At 40.7% G+C, this 21,911-nt stretch carries 17 protein-coding genes and 3 pseudogenes; 9 read left to right on the top strand and 11 right to left on the bottom strand.

Annotated elements, in window-relative coordinates; translation table 11 throughout:
* Window positions 1-54: 54 nt before the first annotated feature.
* Window positions 55-753: an aldehyde oxygenase (deformylating) gene (locus FCR06_RS24265; protein ID WP_138504297.1), complete on the bottom strand. Its 699-nt coding sequence runs from the start codon at window positions 751-753 to the stop codon at window positions 55-57.
* Between the two features lie 219 nt (window positions 754-972).
* On the opposite strand from FCR06_RS24265, the pseudogene FCR06_RS33810 reads away from it, so the two are divergent.
* From FCR06_RS33810 to FCR06_RS24245, 3 genes and pseudogenes are all read left to right on the top strand, one after another.
* Window positions 973-1,622 (top strand): annotated as a pseudogene (locus FCR06_RS33810) (carbohydrate ABC transporter permease); the annotation flags it as partial.
* A 252-nt stretch (window positions 1,623-1,874) separates the two neighbouring features.
* Window positions 1,875-2,201, top strand: a complete 327-nt coding sequence (locus FCR06_RS24250) for a hypothetical protein (protein ID WP_138504291.1) — start codon at window positions 1,875-1,877, stop codon at window positions 2,199-2,201.
* Window positions 2,202-2,614: 413 nt separating this feature from the next.
* The gene (locus tag FCR06_RS24245) at window positions 2,615-5,071 is read left to right on the top strand and encodes a filamentous hemagglutinin N-terminal domain-containing protein (RefSeq protein ID WP_138504289.1); all 2,457 of its coding nucleotides are present in this window, start codon (window positions 2,615-2,617) and stop codon (window positions 5,069-5,071) included.
* 106 nt (window positions 5,072-5,177) lie between these two features.
* Here FCR06_RS24245 and FCR06_RS24240 read toward each other — a convergent pair whose 3' ends face one another.
* Window positions 5,178-6,209 carry a hypothetical protein gene (locus FCR06_RS24240; protein WP_138504287.1) on the bottom strand — a complete coding sequence of 344 codons (1,032 nt, stop codon included), beginning with the start codon at window positions 6,207-6,209 and terminating at the stop codon, window positions 5,178-5,180.
* Between the two features lie 165 nt (window positions 6,210-6,374).
* Between FCR06_RS24240 and moaA the strand changes: the two genes are divergently transcribed.
* Window positions 6,375-7,361: a GTP 3',8-cyclase MoaA gene (moaA, locus tag FCR06_RS24235; protein WP_138504372.1), complete on the top strand. Its 987-nt coding sequence runs from the start codon at window positions 6,375-6,377 to the stop codon at window positions 7,359-7,361.
* Here the strand turns inward: moaA and FCR06_RS32955 are convergent.
* Window positions 7,339-7,503, bottom strand: coding sequence for a hypothetical protein (locus tag FCR06_RS32955; RefSeq protein ID WP_189523557.1), 165 nt, complete (start codon window positions 7,501-7,503; stop codon window positions 7,339-7,341). The genes moaA and FCR06_RS32955 overlap by 23 nt on opposite strands.
* Here FCR06_RS32955 and FCR06_RS24230 point away from each other — a divergent pair.
* Complete coding sequence (locus FCR06_RS24230) at window positions 7,492-7,998, top strand: TetR/AcrR family transcriptional regulator (RefSeq protein ID WP_138504285.1); 507 nt, start codon at window positions 7,492-7,494, stop codon at window positions 7,996-7,998. The two genes, FCR06_RS32955 and FCR06_RS24230, sit on opposite strands and share 12 nt — an antisense overlap.
* Before the next feature lie 427 nt (window positions 7,999-8,425).
* Here the strand turns inward: FCR06_RS24230 and rpsD are convergent, their stop codons facing one another.
* Window positions 8,426-9,034, bottom strand: coding sequence for a 30S ribosomal protein S4 (gene rpsD / locus FCR06_RS24225; protein ID WP_138504283.1), 609 nt, complete (start codon window positions 9,032-9,034; stop codon window positions 8,426-8,428).
* A gap of 602 nt (window positions 9,035-9,636) precedes the next feature.
* On the opposite strand from rpsD, the gene FCR06_RS24220 reads away from it, so the two are divergent.
* Complete coding sequence (locus FCR06_RS24220; protein WP_189523556.1) at window positions 9,637-10,275, top strand: hypothetical protein; 639 nt, start codon at window positions 9,637-9,639, stop codon at window positions 10,273-10,275.
* A gap of 439 nt (window positions 10,276-10,714) precedes the next feature.
* Here FCR06_RS24220 and hetR read toward each other — a convergent pair whose 3' ends face one another.
* The 4 genes from hetR to FCR06_RS24200 all read right to left on the bottom strand — a co-directional run bounded on the left by hetR (window position 10,715) and on the right by FCR06_RS24200 (window position 19,292).
* Window positions 10,715-11,614, bottom strand: coding sequence for a heterocyst differentiation master regulator HetR (hetR, locus tag FCR06_RS24215; protein ID WP_138504279.1), 900 nt, complete (start codon window positions 11,612-11,614; stop codon window positions 10,715-10,717).
* A gap of 2,137 nt (window positions 11,615-13,751) precedes the next feature.
* Window positions 13,752-16,103: an EamA family transporter gene (locus FCR06_RS24210; RefSeq protein WP_138504277.1), complete on the bottom strand. Its 2,352-nt coding sequence runs from the start codon at window positions 16,101-16,103 to the stop codon at window positions 13,752-13,754.
* A gap of 608 nt (window positions 16,104-16,711) precedes the next feature.
* A complete protein-coding gene (locus tag FCR06_RS24205) occupies window positions 16,712-18,013 on the bottom strand; it encodes an inorganic phosphate transporter (protein ID WP_138504275.1) in 1,302 nt (433 codons plus the stop codon).
* Window positions 18,014-18,245: 232 nt separating this feature from the next.
* Window positions 18,246-19,292: a zinc-dependent dehydrogenase gene (locus FCR06_RS24200; protein ID WP_138504274.1), complete on the bottom strand. Its 1,047-nt coding sequence runs from the start codon at window positions 19,290-19,292 to the stop codon at window positions 18,246-18,248.
* A 308-nt stretch (window positions 19,293-19,600) separates the two neighbouring features.
* Between FCR06_RS24200 and FCR06_RS24195 the strand changes: the two genes are divergently transcribed.
* Window positions 19,601-19,885 (top strand): alpha/beta fold hydrolase, encoded by a 285-nt coding sequence (locus FCR06_RS24195; protein ID WP_223280267.1) that lies wholly within the window; start codon window positions 19,601-19,603, stop codon window positions 19,883-19,885.
* Here FCR06_RS24195 and FCR06_RS24190 read toward each other — a convergent pair.
* Both FCR06_RS24190 and FCR06_RS24185 read right to left on the bottom strand, forming a co-directional pair.
* Window positions 19,878-20,474 carry an IS630 family transposase gene (locus tag FCR06_RS24190; RefSeq protein ID WP_138504272.1) on the bottom strand — a complete coding sequence of 199 codons (597 nt, stop codon included), beginning with the start codon at window positions 20,472-20,474 and terminating at the stop codon, window positions 19,878-19,880. The two genes, FCR06_RS24195 and FCR06_RS24190, sit on opposite strands and share 8 nt — an antisense overlap.
* Window positions 20,461-20,829, bottom strand: coding sequence for a helix-turn-helix domain-containing protein (locus FCR06_RS24185; RefSeq protein WP_138504271.1), 369 nt, complete (start codon window positions 20,827-20,829; stop codon window positions 20,461-20,463). Before FCR06_RS24185 ends, FCR06_RS24190 begins: the two co-directional genes overlap by 14 nt.
* Window positions 20,830-21,140: 311 nt before the next feature.
* Here FCR06_RS24185 and FCR06_RS24175 point away from each other — a divergent pair.
* A pseudogene (locus FCR06_RS24175) lies at window positions 21,141-21,411 on the top strand (IS701 family transposase); the annotation flags it as partial.
* A gap of 22 nt (window positions 21,412-21,433) precedes the next feature.
* A pseudogene (locus tag FCR06_RS24170) lies at window positions 21,434-21,616 on the top strand (IS1 family transposase); the annotation flags it as partial.
* Between the two features lie 61 nt (window positions 21,617-21,677).
* Here FCR06_RS24170 and FCR06_RS24165 read toward each other — a convergent pair.
* The coding region (locus tag FCR06_RS24165; protein WP_138499596.1) for a transposase family protein at window positions 21,678-21,911 on the bottom strand (234 nt) is incomplete at its 5' end.

The raw sequence follows: 21,911 nt of genomic DNA, 5'->3' as shown, positions 1-21,911 counted from the left end.
AGTTAGGAATTAGGATGGGAGTATAATTAATAATTCCATCACTCCTAAACTTTTCTAAGCGGCTGTGAGTCCGTGGGCTGACAAGCGCATAATCTCGAAAGTTTTGAACCCGATATTACTCAATGCTTCACCATACTGAATCATAAAGTCTTCTATTAAAGCATCTTTTTCCATTGCTAAAGTTTTGGCATCATCCGCTACTTGGTTGAGCATTTTCCAAACGAGTGGCAGGTTTTGGCGATTTGCTTCTTCTAATTCAGCTTTGGATTGTCCAAAGTGTTCTTTCAACCAAACTTCTCCAAAGTTGAGATGACTATATTCATCTTTTACTACGCCCTCAGTGATTTTGCGGGCAAAATCATCGGCAACGGGAMTGTAGATGTTGTATGCTGCGATCGCGAAACATTCAATAATCAAAGACTGAATCAACAAACAAGTGACGACTTTGCCTTGAGCTGCTGCTGTTTGGAAGTTTTGGTGTAGTCCCAAGAAAAATTCTTTGGCAAATACTAAATCTGGGATGACTTGCAAATTGCGTCCACAAGCTTCAAATCCTTTCTTGTGACGACTTTCCATCTTAGATAAACGAATCAATTCTTTTTCCGATTCTGGCAGCAGTTGGGCTAGTTGGATGTAATTCTCATGGGCTTCTTGTTCCCCTTCAATCACGATCGCATTAATCCGGCTATAAGCGTCTTTGTATTTTTCGCTCTTGAAATCAATTTCTGAAAATTGGTCTCTTAGCTGCTGCATGGTATGTTTTCTCCTGTAAAGAAAGAATTATTTGACACCACAATTCAATTTACCCTCTGTTGGTAGGGTAATATTTATTGTGGTTTAATTTAACTTAACAAATAACTATGTTTATAGATTAGCTGTTGCTCGGCTAGATGCTCTAATACTAGAGAAACAAATGCTTTGCGTTGGCAACTCATGCCTAAACCAAACTAGAATTACAAATTTGGCGATTTTGTGAGCCTAGTAGTGTTACTGCTAGGAGCATTTATCGTTGTCCTACCACTATTTATAGTTTTTGTCACCTCCTTTGCACCGACAATCGCAACTCCAAAAGATTTATGGAAAAATAACTGGTCTTTAGCTATTTACCTTGCTGCCATGCAGCCTGGTAAATTTTTACTGGCGTTTGCTAATTCTACCTTGGTAGCGATCGCTGTGACGGCGTTTGAGATTCTCACTTTTAGTTTGGCTAGTTATTCCCTCCCACGGCTGAAATTTTGGGGACACCCAGCAGTGCTGTTGGTTGTCTTGGCAACTTTGGTGATTTGCTTTCAATTGTTGGTATTGTGATTTTTTTGGTGTTGAAGTAGGAACATATGATAAATACTTATGGAGTGCTAATTTTACCCACTGCACTCGACAGCTTTGGAATTTTCCTTTTACATCAATATTTCTAGACAATTTCCCTGAAGTTAGAACAAGCCGGAGCCAGAAATGACGGTAACCAACTATAAATTTTATAGGAAGTAATCCTACCTTTAGCGCCTCCGGTGTTGTCAACACTGTTTTTGTTCGCTTTTATCAGCCAATGGAATGATTTGTTTGAGCCTTCGCTGTTTACCACCCGAACAGAATTAAGGACGGTGCAGCTAGCGGTGGCTGATGTTTCATCTGTGAATGCATCGGACTGCATTGTGAATGCATCGGACTGCATTGTGAATGCCAAGCCTCATAGGTAGCTAGGCACTCGTTAAACATAGAAAAAAGCACTCCTCCTACTCTCCACTCTCCGAATTTTAATAGTTAATAGAAATCCGGAATAAAAATGTCAACTTTTATTACAGATTGCGTAATTCTTACAAGCCGACTTGAACAAATAATTATCCATCTATATTCCGTAAGGAAACCAAACAATCATGAGTTCTCAAGCAGTCATAGACCCTCAAATATTAGAGCAGTTAACAAACGAGATTCAGCAAAAATTTGCTGAAACTCTAGAAAATACCGATTTACATTCAGTACTTGAAAAATACGGCATATTAGAAGATAGAGTTTTGAGACTTTATTGGCAGTGTAATCTTGACCCAAATCAACTCCAATCTGATAATGCAGCTGATGAACAGCAACCTAATACATTGTTGGCAACAACCCCAAAAGCTCCAATACCAGAAATTGTATTAGTTAAAAAAGCATGGTGTGTTCCTTGCCCTTCAAATAACAGCCCTTTCGGTTGTAACTGCTAACACTCTTTAAGAGGTTGTTWTAAAAGTGTTTTGCTGTGACTTTAAGCACTTTTAGATTTCCCACTACTCCTCTTAAAAAGAGGGAGCCGGAATTAAACTCTGTCTTTTTAAGGGATATTTAGAGGGATCTAAAACTTTTGATACAGACAAGAGGACTTTTCAAACATCCTCTAATCACTCTCTCCGGAGAAAAAACCAATAATCTTTATTATACAAGACTTTAAGCCCCAAAAAAGCTGATTTTAGGCATAATATTAGAAAATAAAGCTCTAAACCCGGTTTCTGTATCTTCTTTAAAAGTTGGTTAAGATTTTTTTGACCAGAGTGATGGAAGAGCGCTAAATAATTTAATTTTTCTACTGTAAAAAGTTTATCCTAGTCATTGACTCTGATTTTTTGAGCGCAAGTTTGTAATGTCTCAAAATCGAAGCTGTTGGTACTGGGACTTGAGGATAGGGAGTACTCTAGCAATTGCTGGAGTACTTACTTGCTTTCAGGATTATGCTTTAGCCCAAATTCAAAAAGATGCCACCCTTGGAGCTGAAAGTTCGATTATTACACCAAAGTTAATCGATGGTCACCCTATAGACCAGATTGATGGAGGGGCAATTCGTGGTGAAAACTTGTTTCACAGCTTTGACAAGTTTTCTGTCTCTACAGGAAGCACAGCCTATTTTAACAATTCAATAGATACTAAAAATATTATCGCTCGAGTTACCGGCAATTCTATTTCTAATATAGATGGTATTTTGAAAGCTAACGGTAGCGCCAATCTATTTTTGATTAATCCTAATGGGATTATTTTTGGAGCAAATGCTTCTTTAAATATCGGTGGTTCATTTGTCACTAGTACAGCAAGTAGCTTAAATTTTGCTGATGGTATAAAGTTTAGTGCTACGACTCCTGAATCTGCACCTCTGCTGACAGTAAGTGCTCCCATTGGCTTACAATTTGGAGCAACTGCGGCTCCAATACGCAATCAATCCCAAGCAAGCACAGAAGGCGCAACTAACTTCTTTGGACAAAGTGTTGGTCTACAGGTGCAGTCAGGTAAAACTTTAGCATTAATAGGTGGTGACATAACACTAGAGGGGGGAAATTTAACCGCAAAAGCAGGAATAATTGAGTTAGGAAGCGTTGCTCCGAATAGTTTGGTTAGTCTGAGTTCAACTAATCAAGCTTGGACATTTGGATATGAAGGTGTCAAAAATTTTCAGAATATCCAACTAATCAATTTAAATCAAATTTTCACCACTATAGATACTAGTGGTGAAAGTGGCGGCAATATCAATTTGCAAGGCAAACGTGTGCTGGTTACTGGTTCAAATATCTTTGGTATTACCTTAGGAGGGCAACCAGGAGGAAATTTGACAGTGAATGCTTCCGAGTCTGTAGAACTTGGAGAAAATGTATTTTTGTTTACTGGAACTTTAAACACTGGAAACTCTGGAAATATAAATATCACAACTAAAAAGTTTATTGCCAAAGATGGAGCGCAAGTATCAATGTACAATTTTGGCTCTGGACTACCAGGGGAATTGACGATAAACGCCTCAGATTCAGTAGAACTCATTAGCGGCATCCCCATTCCTCCGTTACCAGATGGTAGTGATATAGTATCCAGCGGACTATTTAGTGAAACTTATGGCAGTCAAAATGCTGGCAACATAATAATCAACACTGGAAAGTTGCGTATTCAGGGAGGGGCAAGAATATCAACAAGTACTGAAGGCTTCTATGAGTCTCTTGTTAATCAGTTTACACCAGCTGCCGGAAAAGGCGGAAACTTAACAGTTAACGCATCTGAGTTTATAGAACTAATTGGAACCTCACCAAATGGTTCTAAGATTAGTGGCTTGTTTTCTGGCACTCAAGGGCCAGGAGATGGAGGAAACTTGACAGCAACTACAGGGCAATTGATTGTCAAAGATGGCGCTGCAATAAATGTCAACAGCCAAGCTCGAAAGAATGTAATTTATGTGGGAGATCCAAATAATCTCGGCAAAGCAGGTGATTTAAATATAACTGCTAACTCTATTCTGCTGGACAATCAAGGAAAACTTACATCTAATAGTGAATCAGGTAAAGGTGGTAACATTGGGCTACAGGTGCGGGACTTATTATTGATGCGCCGCAACAGTCAAATATCCACTAATGGTGGGGGTGACAAAACTGGTGGTAACATCACTATCTCTGCACCAAATGGTTTTCTTGTCACCCCTATTTTTGGAAATAGCGATATCACCGCTAATGGCTTCTCTGGTTCTGGTGGCAAAATTACAATCACTACTAAAAATATTTTTGGATTTGTACCCCGTACCCGTGCAGACGTAAAGAAGTTAGATTCACAACAAGTAAATCCGAATAATCTACCAACAAGTGACATCACGGCATTTTCTCAGCAAAACTCTTCATTAAGTGGCACAGTACAAATTAACTCACCAGATGTTGACCCTAGTAAAGGATTAGTGCAATTGTCGGTAAATCTAGTTGATGCTTCCCAGCAAATTGTTGCTGGTTGTGGTTCTCGTACAAAAATGGCCAAGAGTACATTTACTAACACTGGGCGTGGAGGAATATCAGCCGATCCTACACAGCCGTTGATGGCTGATGCAGTGCTAGCAAATTGGATAACACCGAATTCAGAAAGTGAGAATCATCCCGAGGCTATCAAGAGTAAAGTAGTTGTTCAATCGCAGCCAAACACAGAATCATCACAAAAAGTGAATTATATCAATGAACCTACTGAAATTGTGGAAGCCCAAGGATGGATAATGGATAGCGATGGTAACGTGGTTTTGGTTGCTGAAGTCCCAGATGGGATACCCCATAGTGCCTTGCTTGCTTCTAGATCCTGCGCCGCTAATTAGAATTGCTAAAGCTTTGCTGCTATAGATTTTTCCCCTTGCCCATTTTCTTCCTTACCCGCGTCTTTGCTTCCTCGTGTCCTGTTTTCAATACTCCATACCTGATGCCCTAATTCGTCTCCTGAATTTGCAAACGTACTGTGTGTTCTGTCGTGCCACTCAGTTGCAATTCCATGATTTCACCACCTAGAGGTTCTAAGCAATTGAGGAGCGATCGCAAGTTGGGTGTACTTGCACCAGTATCTACATATAATCTATCTGCCAAATTGCCGATACGTTTCCAACTCATGTAGAGTTTGGCGATGGTTTGTTCTATTTGAGATGCTTGATTGACTAAATCAGCAGCAATGCTCAAACAGCCGACTCTTTGCGCTTCTTCTAAAGCTGTTTCAATATCAATATTTTCTTGGACTAAGGCTTGGACTTGAGCTGCTCCTTTGAGGTATTTTGCTAAGTTACGCGCTTCTGTAGTAACCTGTTTCAAAGTATCTACATCAGGATTGGCAGCTATTTCCTTTTGGATCAACTTTTGGTGCGATTCTGGTAGTTTTTCCATTTCCTTCACCAGAGGAGCAATGTAGCGTGGTGGAAGGGTGTTATCTGCGGCTTTTGCCTTGACTGGTTCGGGCAGTAATTCCGAGGACATAGCTGTCCATTCATCAGTCAGTTGTCGGACTTCCCTCCTGGTGATGCGATCGCCTTTTTGGGCAGCTTCACTCACCATGTGTTGTACTTCTGGGACTGCTTTAGAGGTTTCGACAAATGCCCGTTTGCTAAAGTTATTCACTGCACTGGGGTCTAGTTTGCCTTCTTCTAAAAGGGTATCAGCACTATTAGCCAGTTGAATCCAGGCATAAGCTTGACTTTTGCTGATTTCTCGCTCTTTTAGCCATCTGAGAAAGCCCGTACCCCGTCCGTCACCACCAACTTTCTCTCTGTCGCGGATTGCCCGTAAAATTCGCCCCCGCCAGATTTCAGTTTGCAGATCGAAGCGATCGCATACCTGCCAAGCTATTTCGAGCTGCTGTTGAAAATCTGATTCTAGAATCTGTTCATCTTCTGGATCGGGCAGTTCAAAGGTAAGATCTACTGGCTGTTGCAAAGCAGCAGCAAGGTCGTTGATGGAGTCGGTATCTTGCACGATTGATGGCTAAAGAGTAGTATATACGACCGGCTTATTATGCCACAATCTGTGAATTCTAACTTAAGGGGTAAGACGGTWTTTACAATTACAACAAAATAATTGAGAAAGGGGTAAACCACCTCAGTGAAATTTTTCTTATTCAAAGATAATAAAAATAAAATGATGAACCAGGTAGACTACCTCCGGATTAGTTTAATCGATCGCTGCAACTTCCGTTGTCAATACTGTATGCCAGAGGGAGTAGAACTGGACTATATTCTTAAGCAACAGATGTTGAGTGATGAAGAACTGCTCACTCTCGTGCAAGAGGTATTTATTCCTCTTGGTTTTAGCCGCTTTCGTTTGACTGGCGGTGAACCATTATTACGTCCGCGCGTGGTAGATTTGGTCAGCGCCATCGCTTCTTTTCCTCAAACTCAAGACTTGTCAATGACCACTAACGGGTTTTTACTGGCTTCGATGGCACAAAACCTCTACGATGCAGGCCTGCGACGAATTAATATTAGTCTCGACTCTCTCGAACCCGAGACATTTGATCGAATTATCGGCAATCGCGGTCGTTCTCGTTGGCAACAAGTTTGGCAAGGAATTCAAGTTGCCTACGAAGTTGGATTTGACCCACTGAAGTTGAATGTGGTAGTCATTCCTGGCATTAACGATAGCGAAGTTCTAGATTTAGCTGCCCTGACAATTGATAGACAGTGGCATGTTAGATTTATTGAGTTTATGCCCATTGGCAATTTGAATTTATTTGGCGATCGCGGTTGGGTATCTTCAGCTGAATTACGCCAACGTATCCGAGAACGCTGGGGGTTGACAGAATCCCAAGTTCGTGGATTTGGGCCTGCTGATGTGTTTAAAATTCCTGGAGCTAAAGGAACGGTGGGATTTATTAGTCAGATGTCAGAATGTTTTTGCGATCATTGTAACCGGATGCGCCTGAGTGCTGATGGTTGGTTGCGTCCGTGTTTATTGAATGAAATTGGTCAACTCGACCTAAAAACAGCTCTGCGTTCTGGTATTAGTACTGCTCAACTACAAGAGCAGGTAAAGCGTTTACTAGCAATCAAGCCAGAAATTAATTTTAAGGCACGCGACTCTGGTACTAAAGATGCATACATTCGTACTATGTCCCAAATTGGTGGATAGTCATTGGTGATTGGTTCTCTTTACAAAGTTCCAATACCTCTTCACCAGACCGCTTTTTATATTCACCTAAGCGAGCTACTAAGGCAATCTTCACCTCGCGCCAGACAATCTTGCCTTTGGGTGTTTGTGATTGAGAACCCAAAGGAACTTTTATGGTGTATCAGTTGGATTGTTTTATCGGCATTTCAAAAGCAAGCAAGAATTGCTTACCGCCATCATAGTCAGGCATTTAAATAAATTACATCTTCAAATTGCTCAAGCTCACAAAGCCTGTTCTCATCCAGAAGAGTCAATCCAGATGGTTGTTTTGCTCACGTTGCGCTATTTCCATCAGCATCAAGGACTAATCAAGCTATTCTTCATTCAAGTCGGTTATGGTGATGTGGCAGCAACTGAACAACTTCAGTCGGCGCGACAAAACTATCGCAAGATTTTATTGACCATTATTGAGGATGGCATTGCTCAAGAGATATTTCTCAATCCACCTGTGCTCAATGTTCAAATTGCTATCAACAGCATTATTGGCACGATTAATTGGACTCTTTACGATCTACTCGTTGTCAAGAATCAAAACCTAGAACCTGAAGTCATAGCCACACAAATATCCTCGCACTTGCTACGGAGCCTGACACCTTAGTTCCCTCCCCCAAAGGCTAGATCATACAGCCATAGCTCTAGCAAGCCGCCCTCCGAGCCTCTACGCCCCAAAGCAGCGCTCAGACTTTACGGTTTGTCTTTTGGAAATAACTGAAGTTAAGGGTATTTTCCCTCTAAAACAATTTATTTAAGTTATAAAAAATATCAGTGGTGGCTGTTGATTCTTAACAGTCAACGGTCAACTGTTAACAGCAGCGATATTTGATACCAATTTGAAAAAAGAATGCGAGAGATACATACGAATATACCTTTGTTCTGTCTCGCTTTCTTAATGCCTGAATTTTGAATTTTGAATTGATATCACTTTCTTATTCAGGACTGGTATATTACAACAAAGTCTGAGCAAAGAAAACCTCCGCTCAAACTTTGAGACTTGCCTAAAGCAAATAATTAAAGACAAATGACTATTACGCTTGTCGTGAGTAGTACTCCACCACCAGCAGTTCGTTAATTTGCAGTGCCACCCATTCCCGCTCAATAATGGAGTTGACTTTACCAACCAATTTATTTTTGTCAAACTCCAGATGACTGGGGAGATTGGCTAAACCGGGATATTGCAAGTTATTTTCTACTAACTTCCGTGATTGTTCCCGGTCTCTGACAGCAATTACCTCACCAGCACGGCACTGATAGCTGGCAATATTAACGACACGACCGTTAACAGTGATGTGACCGTGGTTTACCAATTGGCGGGCTGCTGGAATCGTGGGAGCTAGACCCAGGCGAAAAACGGTATTATCCAAACGCATTTCTAGCAATTGCAGCAACACTTGTCCGGTAGAACCAGTAACACGTCTAGCTTTCCGCACATAACGCAGCAGTTGCTTTTCCGTCAAACCGTAGTTGAAGCGGAGCTTTTGCTTTTCTTCAAGACGGATAGCATACTCAGAGCGCTTCTTGCGGTTCTGACCATGTTGACCTGGCGGATAAGCGCGTCTAGCACTTTTACGAGTTAATCCTGGCAGGTCGCCCAAGCGACGTATAATTCTGAGGCGTGGTCCTCTATATCGGGACATGAGTTTCCTTAATCTAATCCTATTTAAACTTTACCCAAACATTTTATTTTGACACTCCACTGATTAAAAATCAGGAGATTCTTGGTTCTACGAAGTTGCTTGTGGTATGACATATTTTATCAAAGTACAGGCATCCTCTCCCCAAGCGTAAATTCCGACGTGCCGTATCGTATTCTTGCCAATTAGTTTTTTGTGTTTATTTGGTTTTAGTAGGTTACTCAATCGTTAAATTGGTTTACGCAGTATTGTTACTCTGAAATACTTTTGACATTACCTACTTAGAGCAGAATTTAGAATTGGTGAATTCAGAACTCGGCAGTAAAACAAGCCTTTTGCTTGGCTACTAAACTCAGGTTGTGTACTTCACTTTCCTTGAATCTGCTCTGTTTTGAAAGAGTCATCATATTAACACAATTTTTCATATTAACACAATTTGAGCATAATTAATCGTGTCTGGATATTACTAGTTTGAATGCTCAATCCAAAAGCATTGTGACTGCTTAATTGGTGAATTTTGAATGCTGACATCTCAATTGTGCTTGATTACTGAGGATTTTTAAAATATTTGAGTTAGCATTACTTTGGGTGTTTGGAGAATGGGAATGTTAAAGAGCAAAAAAGCGGTTAGCAAAGGTGAGAACAAACAAAGTAGTTCTACCTTGAGGATTTTAACAGTACCAGTTTTAGCAATAGCTGGATTGTTGACAACGATACCTGATATGGCGATCGCTGCCTCCTACAGGAATGATTACAGTGTGTGTGCGGCTGGCCTGCTAAAGGTAGGTATAACACAACAAGCGGCATCACAAGGTTGTGCAAAGGCACTACGTCCCAGGGATTTTGGTGCTTGCGTCGTCAAAATTAACAAGCAAACTCAAATTGCAGCTCCAGATGCTTTTTCTTACTGTGCCAGAGCTAGGCGTCCTGAGGAGTTAGCTACCTGTGTAGTTGGTGTCAGCTCCATGACTAAGGAAGCAGTTAATCCATCAGTTCTAAATTACTGTGGTCGCAGTTTGTTACCGGTGCGCTTTGGTCAGTGTGTAGTCGGCTTACTTAGTAAAGTTGAGCTTCCCCCGACTCAGGCCTTAGATACATGTATTGATGGCAGCGACAGCAGCGTTATCGGTGATTCATCTTCATCTACACCACCCATTATATTACCTGCCGGTTCAAGTCCTGGTTTCGAGACTACGCCACCTGCAACACAACCGATTATTCCAGTGCAGCCCGGTACTAATTAAATTAGGTACTTTGCAATTGATTTAAAATAGAGGGTGACTATCTACAGAGTTGGCTAATAACCAACTCTATTCAATTACAGTAGTCACAAGTTAAAAATCAGAATTAGGAAGTAAAATAGGCTTGATGCCAGGGTTTGAGATTTCGATTGTGTACTCAACCGACTTTAAATCGAATGTCGGAGCAATTTTGAGGTAATTAAAATACCCTACCAAGTATTTTGGTTCAAATAAATGCAAAACACTACAATGCTCCTCTTTGATGCACGGAGAAGTCGAAAGAGGTTAGTCAAACTCAGGTTAGGAAACTCTAACAAATAAATTATCCCGTTTGAAGTTGCTGACTGTTGAGTGTTAACCGTTTGTGAACAGTGGAATAATTTTTGATTTGGAAGTCTTTTAGTTATTCAGCTTTGGGAATTGTCGATTTAGTATATTTGTACTAATCGGCTCTTTCGCCAAAAGCTGTCTGTAAAATCACTGCAATACCTCCGTCTTGGTGGTATTTATCTGCCCAAGCACGAATAACTTCATCCAATTCTTCCATAGCCTGTTCCATTTTTTCTGGAAGGATATCAAGTTCTTCCAATAAACGCATGGCATTTCGTCGCCGTTCTGCCCAATTTTTCATCATCCGGAAATACCGAGCGGTATCTTCCACCATAATGTAAGTACGTTCTTGATCGTCTGCTGGAGCATAAAAAGGACGGGTAAGAGCGTAGAAGGGCATTCCCCAAGGAGAATCAACGCGTGTTACCGTACCTGAATACAGCAGACGGCGCTTGATATGCTCACCTAAAGCTTCACTCAAAGGCATTTGATGTTCGAGTGGCAAGTCTTCTTGCGATCGCTTGTGCAAAAACTCGATCAAATCCAGAAACTCAAAAGAACTGACTAACTGGGCATCAGGTAGATTACTTGGCAGTTTTTGCTCTATTTGTCTTTTTTCTTCACTTGTTAGACTGGTACCAGGAACGCGCGATCGCCCTGGTTGCCAAGGGTATTTTTCTAACCAAACATAAGGCAATTGAATTAGATAGCGAGGTTCTTGAGAACCAAGCATCTTCAGCAGTTTCCCTTCAGTTAGCGCTTGTCTAACTTCCTCTACAATAATTTTTACCCGTTTCGGCTCTAAATGGTGCAAATGCCCTGTCATTCGCAGGTTTTGTCCCTGCTCTAGATAGGTCATATAAATTGCACACTTGGCTGCTGTTGCGGCTGCGTCTAAAAATGCCCCATGCCTGTGCCCACTCGTCCGCATGGCACTGAAAGCCAGATAAAGCATGATCTGATCCATCGCACTGGGGTCAAGACGTTTGATCAGATCTATGTCGTTACTCATATTACAGACAATTGAATAGCACGTTTACACAGTTTTTAATCGACTGAAAATAGGTAGTATACACCTGGCTGAAGACAATGTCTTCACTTGAGACTATATTCGTATGCGATAAATACAATCTTAGTGGTAACTCAACCTACTATTATCGCATATTTTCTGGTACATAAGGAGATTAAGTGTTGTTATTACAACTGTTCCTATATATATGTTCAGAAAATTAAAAGACATCACCAAGTTTAGCTTGAGAGTGACTTATATCCTCAAAGTCAACTGTGTTGCAAGTAATTTACAAAGCTTTTTAAGTTCTTTAGGTTTTTCTAGTTTTTTATACTTCAAGGATAATAGCGTCAACCTGCTTATAGCTAATTATGACATTATGTAGCTCGAAGATATAAAACTAGTTTGCAGGGTTCATCTGGGATATCTATAAAACTTGAAAAAGATAGTTTGTGTTTAGCTTTGATAAATTATTTGTAGTACATAATTGACCGGAAATAATAGCGATTTAGAAGGAAAGCGTTTGCCAAGTGTCCCAACATTCACAACTTGAGCTAAATAGCTCATTGCGAACTATCATCTTGTTCACAACCTCCAGTGATATTTCGATAATATAGTTCGTTGTCTTGATAAAAAATCGTAGATATCAAGTAAAATAAACAATTTCAATTTCCAAATGCCTACTTTTTCAAACATCGTTAATGATTGTATCATTGTTTTTTGCTTTGAGAATATATTCATATATTTTAAGATTAATAGCTAAGATTTACTAAAATAATTGACTTTTCAAAAAATCAATATTTACTTATATTGAAAAATATCTAATTGGAAGTTTAATTTATTGTTGTATGTTACAAAAATGACCTTAAAGCAGCAACACAGTAAAATTAACTGGATAGCTATTAAGCTCGATTTAACTCCAAAATTAGCAATTATTCAAAAATATAATAAAACATATTGAATGGTATTTGATAATTTTTTAGAGATTTTTTGGAGATTAATTTATATTTTTTTCATGAAAGTAGTTTAAATTGTAATTTTGAGATCAATAGTCATTGTTCAAAAGCCAGTTTTTTTAACTCTTGATTTTTGATTGTGAGCATCTTCTAGAAAGAAAACTATGAAACTTGCCTATGTCCAATAAACAAGGAACAGCTTAGAGAATGTTTTCAAAGTGATACCTGATGTATTAAAAACCTTATACCCTGGTAAATCCTCCTTAAAACGAGGACTTGAAGAAGGTTTTCCTTCTGAAAAAGCAGGGTATGGGGAATATCGATCACAACGGTAGATTTTTAAACATCTGTTAGTAGCTTATCAAGGGCGATCGCTGTATATATTCCTGTAGTAACAATAGGCTGCCAAGCTAAAAAAATAAGTTAGTCTAGACATTGGTGCTATTAACTTCAAAAATGCGCTGCAATCGTCTTAACTCCTTGCAAGTCTTCTTTGTGGGTAAGTACTCATGCTCAATTGCTTGAGTCAGTACTACTCACACTGCTCATATATACGTGTTTTCTGATCTGTATCAGGCTAAATTTCTAAAAATACAACTTCCCTATAGGTGTGGAGAGTAGGGAGTAATGTAGTTCAATTAGTGCAAAAGCGCTATAAATCTCACCAAGCCCTTCGCGTTGGGAATAGGCAAAGAGCAATAGAAGCTCACACGCATAATTGAATACAAGCCCTTGTAAGTTTGACTTGCGGGACGCTGACGCTACAACTTTTGTGTGAATTTACTAATCTAGAAAATTAAATATTTGAAATGAGACAGCAAGCCGTAATGTTTTAATACGTCCTTTGGAAATTCCTTAATTTTAATGACGAGGATTTCCCTATTGCCTATTCCCTTTGAATCTTAAAAATTAGGAATTATGACTTACGAATTAAATACTGTCACCATTCACGGTGAAATTGATGGCAGCTACACCTGACTTTTCACGTTATGTGGATTGATGAGTGAGGGTGTGGGGTTACGTAGTTAGGGTGTAGTGAGCTTTTCTTCTTTTCCCTACACCCTACCCTCCCTCTTGACAGAGGTTTTAGGACTTCCCGTAAAGTCAGCAGCTACACTAGCTACCATCATATTGCTGCTGACTGATGACTGCGAACAATGGGGCATTTTTTATTTATCAGTCCCTTAATTAGTGGGAGTAGAGGGTTTAATTTGATTTCGCATTGTTTCAAAGCTGAAGGCTGCGGCGCCAAAAGTTACGAACAATACTCCCAGAATTTGCACAATATCCAAATTTTCTTGAATGATTAACCCAGCGAAAATTACGGTTAAAACTGGAATGCTACCACCGATGAGGGCTGAACGTGAGGCACCTAGCTTGGTAATCCCAGCATTGTTGAGCAAATAGCCAGAAAGAGTCAACACACCCAAAATAAATGCACTTAAAATCAGTTCCAGCATTTTTGTGGGGTCAATTAGCAAGTTCCAGTTGCTTGGTAAAGGTAACATCAAGCAAATAAAACTTAACAGCAACATCGTCGCGAAGTTAATTAAAGTAAAAGTCACCGGATGTAGTTTACTAGCACAGACTCGCGTCAGAATTATGTAAGCAGCAAAAGCTACACCCGAAATAATCGCAGCACTGCTTCCTAGTGAAGTATTACCAATACTAGTGGTAGGAGAAACTCCTAAAACCAATAATTCACCGCAGCAAATAGCCGCGATCGCTCCTACACGAAATATGGTTGGGCGATCGCCCAATAGAAACCAGGAGAATAGACCGGTAATCATTGGATAGATAAAGAAAAGCGCGATCGCGATTCCAGTGGGGACTTGAGCGATGGCAATATAAATTAGTACTTGAGATAAAAATAAAAAGCACCCACTGACAATTGATAACAGCAAAATTTGCTTTGTCGCTGCATTCGTAGGTGTGGGATTTCCTCGGACTGAATCAGCCAAGTTTTCCAAATCTTGCCACAGTCTAGGATGCAGTATGGGAGACAACAATACTAACAGTGGTACTACCACCATAAATCGCATCGTCAAAATTAAGAAAGTATTGCCCAAAGTGGGGGGTAGTAACTGCTCTACCTCAAGTACTCCAAAAATCTGGGAACCTTCGTGAAAAATTATCTTAATGGCTACGTTGTAAAGCGAGGATATGACTGTGGACAACACAATCAACAATAAACCGATTTGAATCGAGGATAAGCCCGAGGAGTTAGGCGATCGGCGTAGCGGCGGTTTTGCTTCTTTAGGCAGATCTAGCGTAGTCACAGGTGTGGATTTAGTTTTGCTCTGTGGCACACTTCTACGCAGGACAGAGGCTAGTTCGGGAGCATTAATTTTTAATGAAGGTTGTGTTGCTTCCCTCTGTGGAACTGATGCAGCAGGAGGTTCTGATCTAGTTTTGCTTTTAGACGAGTCGTTGCTGAGGATAGAAATTGGCTCAGTAGTGTTTTCCTGGGGTGTTAGAAGTACAGCAGTTGGCTGGGGTGGAGTTTTTGGGGACGAGTCGTTGCTGAGGACAGAAGTTGGCTCAGTAGTGTTTTCCTGGGGTGTTAGAAGTACAGCAGTTGGCTGGGGTGGAGTCTTTGGAGACGAGTCGTTGCTGAGGACAGAAGTTGGCTCAGTAGTGTTTTCCTGGGGTGTTAGAAGTACAGCAGTTGGCTGGGGTGGAGTTTTTGGGGACGAGTCGTTGCTGAGGACAGAAGTTGGCTCAGTAGTGTTTTCCTGAGGTGTCAGAAGTACAGCAGTTGGCTGGGGTGGAGTTTTTGGGGACGAGTCGTTGCTGAGGACAGAAATTGGCTCAGGGGTATTTCTGACTACTTCACCTAACTGGGGGGATTTCTCGAAAAAAGTATTCTTCTCTGGCTCCTTGGGTTGCAAAACAGTAGGTGTACCTGTTTTTGATGCTTTGCGAGAACTTTCTTCTATAGTTTTTTCTAGTCGTCCATGCAAGCGATTCACAAACTCTGTCAAAATTGCTTCCCCTTGCTGCTGTTGGCTGTACATCCGTGACAGCTGTTGGGAAAGATTGCTTTGATAATTTTTTAATTCTTGTTGCAGGGAATTAAAAGTGATAGTAACGGTGTCATCGAGACTGTCAAACATGTGTTCGACTTTTTCATTGATTTCACTGACTGCATTGCTGCTCACCTCAGCAGATTTCAGTGCAGCTTGTTCGTAAGATTTGCCCTCTATGTTTTGCGTAGCTAAATTTGCCAGAGAGGATTGCAGTTGCGAAGATATATGCTTTGCCAGAACTTCTGCCAACTGACGAATTAATGCTTGTTGCTCAGTAATTTGCCGCACCTGTTGCAAATGCTCTTTTTCATCTAGCAAGCTTTGAATGTCGTCAGATAACCGATTTTTTTCTGCTTGAAGCCGCTTGATGTCTTCTTGCAATGTTCTAAGGACATTCTGCTGGAGATTTTCTAAGTCCTCAACTACAGCCCAGAGAGCATTTTCTGCTGCTCTGGAGAGTTCGCCTCTGACTCGCGGGTTTTCTGGTTGCTTCTCGAATCGCCCCATTAGCTTTTAACCTCTAACACCTTGACAATAAAGCTGCTTCTCGTAGACTTGATTGGCAATCATACTGATTTCCTGTATTTTGTCAGATAAACAAAAAATGCTGTTACAGCACTTCCGCATTTCAACGTAATTTTGTCATGCTGGACACAAGGTTAGCAAAACATTATCACTTTAGGAAATTTAAAATTTGTTCTCAAGACTTGAGCCACTGCATTGCTCTGGTTAAGAGAGTTAAAGCAAGTAGCGTCTGATGGTCGAAAACCGACCTCAGGTTTTTTAATAAATTCACGCATTACAATTGTGTAAGTCCTATACCTGTTGTTTTAGTGGCAATAGTATTATCAAAGACTCACAAGTGAGTGCCTGATCGCCACAAATTTGTCTGACTTGCGAAACGAGCTATAAATTACTGTGGAATGTAACTTGAGTGACAGTTTACATCTCTAATGGAGATTAAAGTATCTTTCTGTGGAAATTCTAAGTTACGCTATCCCCTGCACAACATTCTAATAAATGAGCAGCAATTCTGCAAAAACAGGCTTTTTAAAGTTGTTGCAGTTTAGGTTTTACAGCGAGTAGAGGGAAAAATTAAGAAAATATAATAATTTTTAGAAAAATAAAATCCGAGCGATGCTGAAGATAGCAGCGCTAAGGACGGCACTAACAGGGATTGTAATTAGCCATGCACCAGCAATACCTTGTAAAGTTTTGAATTTAATCGATTTAATATTTTGCACCAATCCAATACCTACTACACCACCGACAAGGGCGTGGGAGGTAGAGACAGGCAAACCAAGCCGCGAGGCAATCAAGATGGTGGTAGCAGTAGCCAGTTCTGCACAAAATCCACTACTAGGTTGCAAAGAAATGATGTTTTCGCCAATGGTAGCGATGACTTTTTTCCCCCAGACAGCTAAACCCCCGACAATACCAGCACCGCCAAGGATTAAAATCCAGATAGGGATAGTGATACCATCAACGGGTACGCTACCAGTGGTATTGATATAGACGATCGCAGCTAAAGGAGCGATCGCATTTCCCACATCATTAGAACCATGAGCAAAAGCAACAAAGCAAGCACTTAGCAGTTGGAATCGAGCAAATAGTTTTTCTAGGGGACTGTTGAGCGAGGAATTATTATTCGCTCCTGTATCTCCCTGCCCCCTGTCCCTATGCCCTTCATCTCCCGTCTGTTCAATTTGTCGCCAACTAACAATTGTCAATCCAACTGCTGCTACAGCACCGATTAACAATGGAATGTCATAACCGGGTAGGTTGAACCCAACTTCCTCAATTAAAAAATTTGTTAGAGGTTGAGTTAGCGAGGGTAAAACAATCACACCAAATATACCCAGTAGTACGGTACTCAACCAGGGAATCCATTCTTGTAACTGCGCTAATTGATTCGGTCGATCTAAAATCCAGTACTTGATTTGACTATAGAATAAAGCTGCGATCGCACCACTGATTACAGGCGTTAAAACCCAGCCAATGGTAATCATGCCAATAGATGACCAATCAATTGCGTCTATTCCCAAAGCTACCCAACTAAATCCAGCGATCGCACCTACAACTGCATGAGAAGATGACACTGGTAAACCGCGTGATGTAGCAATTTGCAACCACACTCCACAAGAAACTAGCACCGTGGCCATCCCAAGAACCAGTATTTCGGGTGTAGCAGCAAATAAGCCGGGATTGGCAATTTTCGTTGCCAGAGTTTCCGTTACCTGATGTCCAAACAAGACAGCACCCGTGAACTCTAATACCCCAGCAATTATTAGTGCCTGTTTGAGAGTGATAGCTTTGGAACCTACAGAGGTTCCCATCGCGTTAGCAACATCATTTGCTCCGAGATTCCAAGCGACGTAGAAAGCTAGTAGAGCGACGAAAAGTAGAGTATAGGGCATATAGGGATGGGGGGATGAGGAGATGGAGGGATAAGGCGGATGAGCGAGTATTAAGATTAGTAGTTTAAACCTGTGAGCTTCATTATTGAACCTGTGAACTTCGTCGTTGAACCTTTAAGCTTTGTCGTTGAACCTTTGAGCTTCGTCGTTGAACCTCAGAACTTTAAACTTTTAGTTTTAACACTTCCTCATCCTCCTTATCTCCGCATCTCCCCATCCCCTCATCTCGCTTTTACGGATAAATCAAGATTTTATAAGTTTCCGCCGTAGGTGCGATCGCCGCTTCTACTGCTGCTGATAAATCTTTTAATGGATAGCGATCGCTTATTAATGCTTTCACGTCAATGAGCTGATTAAATACAATATCAGCTGACAAATTCTGAAGCCGATAAGATGAGCTGTAACTGCCCATTAAGTCAATTTCTCGACGGTAGAGAATATTTGGGTTGATCGGAATTTCTACTTCATCAGGAAATTCAGCGAAAAATAAGATTTTACCGCCTTTGCGCGTGCAATCAAGTGCTTGAAAGAAAGCTTTATCACTAGGGACAGCCAACAGGGTTACATCAACACCTAGTCCACCAGTCAAGGCATGAATTTTGGCGGTTAAATCGGTATCACGGGCATCAAAAGCCGCCTCTGCACCCACATGTAAAGCTTTTTCAATTCTAGAAGGTAGTAAATCCGTGGCGATCGCTTTTGCTCCGAAATACTTCACCAACATGATGAACATTAATCCAATTGGCCCAGCACCCGTGACTAACACAGTTTGTCCTGGAGCAATTTGGGCTTTTTTCACTGCTTTCAAGCAGCAGTTAGTCGGTTCAACAAAACTTGCTTCTTCAAAACTAATATTGTCGGGGATGGGAATTAACCCGCCGTTTTGGACAATATGTCCGGGTACTTTGACATAATCGGCGAAACCGCCACCACTAGCATTAAAGCCTGCGGTTGTGGAAATGTTTTTGTAGACATTGCACATGGAAAAATTATCATTTAGACAGTAGGCGCAATGCATACAAGGGATGTGGTGCATTACTGCTACCCGTTGTCCAACTTGCCAACCTTGTACATGAGATCCTACTGCTGCGATCGTACCAGCAGTCTCATGCCCAAAAATGCGCGGCGGTTCATAGAGTGGATAACGAATTTTTTTAATATCTGACTGACACAACCCCACTACCCGCACTTGTACCAATACTTCATCTGGTTCCAGGATTGGAACTGGGATATCTTCGTAAGACAGTTGATTGACACCTCTAAATACCTGTGCTTTCACGTTGGTTTTTCCCYGCTCAACGATACTAGATGTAACATTAGCAGTCAACGTTAAGCTATATCAAAGCCAAATACTACTCACGAATTTCAACCAGAAACCCTATTTAAGAACTAACAATAATAATTTGCAATAATTTGAGTAATGTTGTAAGATTTTCCCAGCATATTGAATATATTTTTCAATAATATTTACAGCAAGTTTGACATAGTGGTTACTCTAGCTGTAATCGATATAGCAGCTTGTAATTATTAATTATAAAAATTCTTAATTTATAAATTAAGAATTTTTATAATTACAGGAAAATCGGGATGTCTAGACTACCGGATGTTCTTTGGTTAAATACAAGCCCTAGTTTGCAATACTTTGCTCAACCCCTACTTTGTTACCTGTCAGATTTAGTGACAATCCAAGAATGGAAATATAGCCAAAGCCAAGATGAAGTAAGTTCGCTAGATAATGCTGTTGCTCTACTTGATGACCACCTCAAATCTTCAAATCGACCTGTTCACCTGATTGGTCATAGTACAGGAGGATTACTAGGGCTACTCTATAGCCGTCGCTATCCAGAAAAAGTTACAGCAGTTTTCAAATGAATAGACCACAATGAGCAAACCAGCCGCAAGCATCATCGGAGGAAATATGCTCAGTCACAATCTGTGTTAATACTTGGTTAAGTTGCTCACAAGTACGGGCTTTTGCAGTACGTAAACACTGTTTGAGTTTTGACCAACACAATTCGATAGGAGACAAATCAGGCGAATAGGGAGGTAAAAAGACAAGCCGCGCACCAACAGCTTCAATAGCTTCTCGAATTACTAGGGCTTGATGTACTGGTAGATTATCCATGACTACAGCCGCTCCCACCCACAATTGAGGTGTCAGAATCTCTCGAATGTAGGTTAAGAATACATCGGTATTGACGCTGCCAGGAATACTCATAGTGGCAATTAGTCCATCCATACTCAACGCCCCAATTAACGAGATGTTTTTTCCTCGATTCCGGGGGCAAGAGTCGTACAATCGCTCACCACGTTTTGCACGTCCATAGAGCCGTGTCATTCCTAAGTTTAGACCTGACTCGTCTACAAATACTAAATTGTGTGGATCAACGTTCAATACCCAATCCCTATACTCAAAGCGCATCAAACAGACTCGTCGGCTGTCTTGCTCACAGGCATACAATGTTTTTTTTAGTGGTCAACCTTAAGCGTTGAATTGCACGATGCATGGTTGGGACACTGACGGTAATCCCGTTCCGTTGTGCCAAACGCTCGCACAATTCCTCTAGTAAAGCATCTGGTTGTTCATCTACTAGCTGCTGCACTGTTAATAAATTCTCGACTGTGATTTTAGCGATCGCTCCACCTGCATGAGGTTTTGGAGTCACTTGTCCTATATTTCGGTAGCGACGAATTAACCGTTGGACAAACGATAAGCTTACTTGAAAGCGGTCTGCAAGTTGTCGAAGTGACCCTTCCTTGGCTGTATAAGCATCAATTACCCGTTGGCGTAGATCATTTGAGTAGGCAGCAGGCATTACTGTGAGTATTTTTATTACTCTTCTAGTTTATACATTTTGTAGTCTACTCAATTGAAAACCGCTGTATGTGAGTTTCCGAGTATTCNGTCTGCAAGTTGTCGAAGTGACCCTTCCTTGGCTGTATAAGCATCAATTACCCGTTGGCGTAGATCATTTGAGTAGGCAGCAGGCATTACTGTGAGTATTTTTATTACTCTTCTAGTTTATACATTTTGTAGTCTACTCAATTGAAAACCGCTGTATGTGAGTTTCCGAGTATTCTGAATAAAAGGATTAAAAGAAAAAACTCTCTTCAGGTAGGCAGGGCAATGGATGTAGAATTACAAATTCTCAAACATTTGGCTTTCTTATGCTCACCCAACAGTTGCCATGATTGATGAATATTGTACAGAGTATAAAGACCTGTTCAAAGAGGTAAGAAATTATGAGTGCTTTAAATATTTACATTTGGGGATAATATCAACGATAAAAAGAAAATCGTTACCAGAAATAGTGAAGGTGGTAAGTATAAACTCAGCTCAGTCATTAGATCATTTTTTAGCCAATTCAGATTGGTCAGTAGATGAATTAAAACAACGATGCAACTTAAGTGCTGATTAGCTTATTGGGTGACCATAGCGCACAAACATTTAAGCCTTTGTGGGAATTCGTCTCCTCCTGGCAATGCTACTTCTACGTCACAGACGGATGGAAAGTTTACCCTCAATTTATTAATTCCGGAGAGCATATTGTGAGTAAAACATATATGACCAGGGTTGAGGGGGAAAATATAGGGCTTAGACATTAGACCTCTTGCAAAAAAGTTTTGTGGTATGGTGGAGGATTGAGTTAAATTCAACAGGAATTTAGGCTTTTTGAATTTCGTAGTTATAAAGCCCAGCAATTAAATGACAGCGCAATCCAAAACGTTTCCTGCGATTACGGTAGCGCTGACTCAAAATCCGAAAAACTTTTAACTGCCGATTAACATGTTCAATCAGGACTCGACGACTCGCTAAAGTCCGGTTAGATTGCTTTTGCTCTTTGGTTAACTTACCTCCTCTAGGTTTTTTGTGAGGCAACTGACTATTTGTATGTAC

Source organism: Nostoc sp. PA-18-2419 (assembly GCF_005869855.1).
Lineage (GTDB): Bacteria > Cyanobacteriota > Cyanobacteriia > Cyanobacteriales > Nostocaceae > Nostoc.
This window is presented reverse-complemented; position numbering and strand designations above follow the sequence as displayed.

Excerpts from the sequence above, each read along its gene's own strand:
- FCR06_RS24250 (WP_138504291.1), top strand. The coding sequence starts at position 1,875 with ATGAGTTCTCAAGCAGTCATAGACCCTCAAATATTAGAGCAGTTAACA.
- FCR06_RS24245 (WP_138504289.1), top strand. The coding sequence starts at position 2,615 with ATGTCTCAAAATCGAAGCTGTTGGTACTGGGACTTGAGGATAGGGAGT.
- moaA (WP_138504372.1), top strand. The coding sequence starts at position 6,375 with ATGAACCAGGTAGACTACCTCCGGATTAGTTTAATCGATCGCTGCAAC.
- rpsD (WP_138504283.1), bottom strand. The coding sequence starts at position 9,034 with ATGTCCCGATATAGAGGACCACGCCTCAGAATTATACGTCGCTTGGGC.
- FCR06_RS24220 (WP_189523556.1), top strand. The coding sequence starts at position 9,637 with ATGTTAAAGAGCAAAAAAGCGGTTAGCAAAGGTGAGAACAAACAAAGT.
- hetR (WP_138504279.1), bottom strand. The coding sequence starts at position 11,614 with ATGAGTAACGACATAGATCTGATCAAACGTCTTGACCCCAGTGCGATG.
- FCR06_RS24210 (WP_138504277.1), bottom strand. The coding sequence starts at position 16,103 with ATGGGGCGATTCGAGAAGCAACCAGAAAACCCGCGAGTCAGAGGCGAA.
- FCR06_RS24205 (WP_138504275.1), bottom strand. The coding sequence starts at position 18,013 with ATGCCCTATACTCTACTTTTCGTCGCTCTACTAGCTTTCTACGTCGCT.
- FCR06_RS24195 (WP_223280267.1), top strand. The coding sequence starts at position 19,601 with ATGTCTAGACTACCGGATGTTCTTTGGTTAAATACAAGCCCTAGTTTG.
- FCR06_RS24185 (WP_138504271.1), bottom strand. The coding sequence starts at position 20,829 with ATGCCTGCTGCCTACTCAAATGATCTACGCCAACGGGTAATTGATGCT.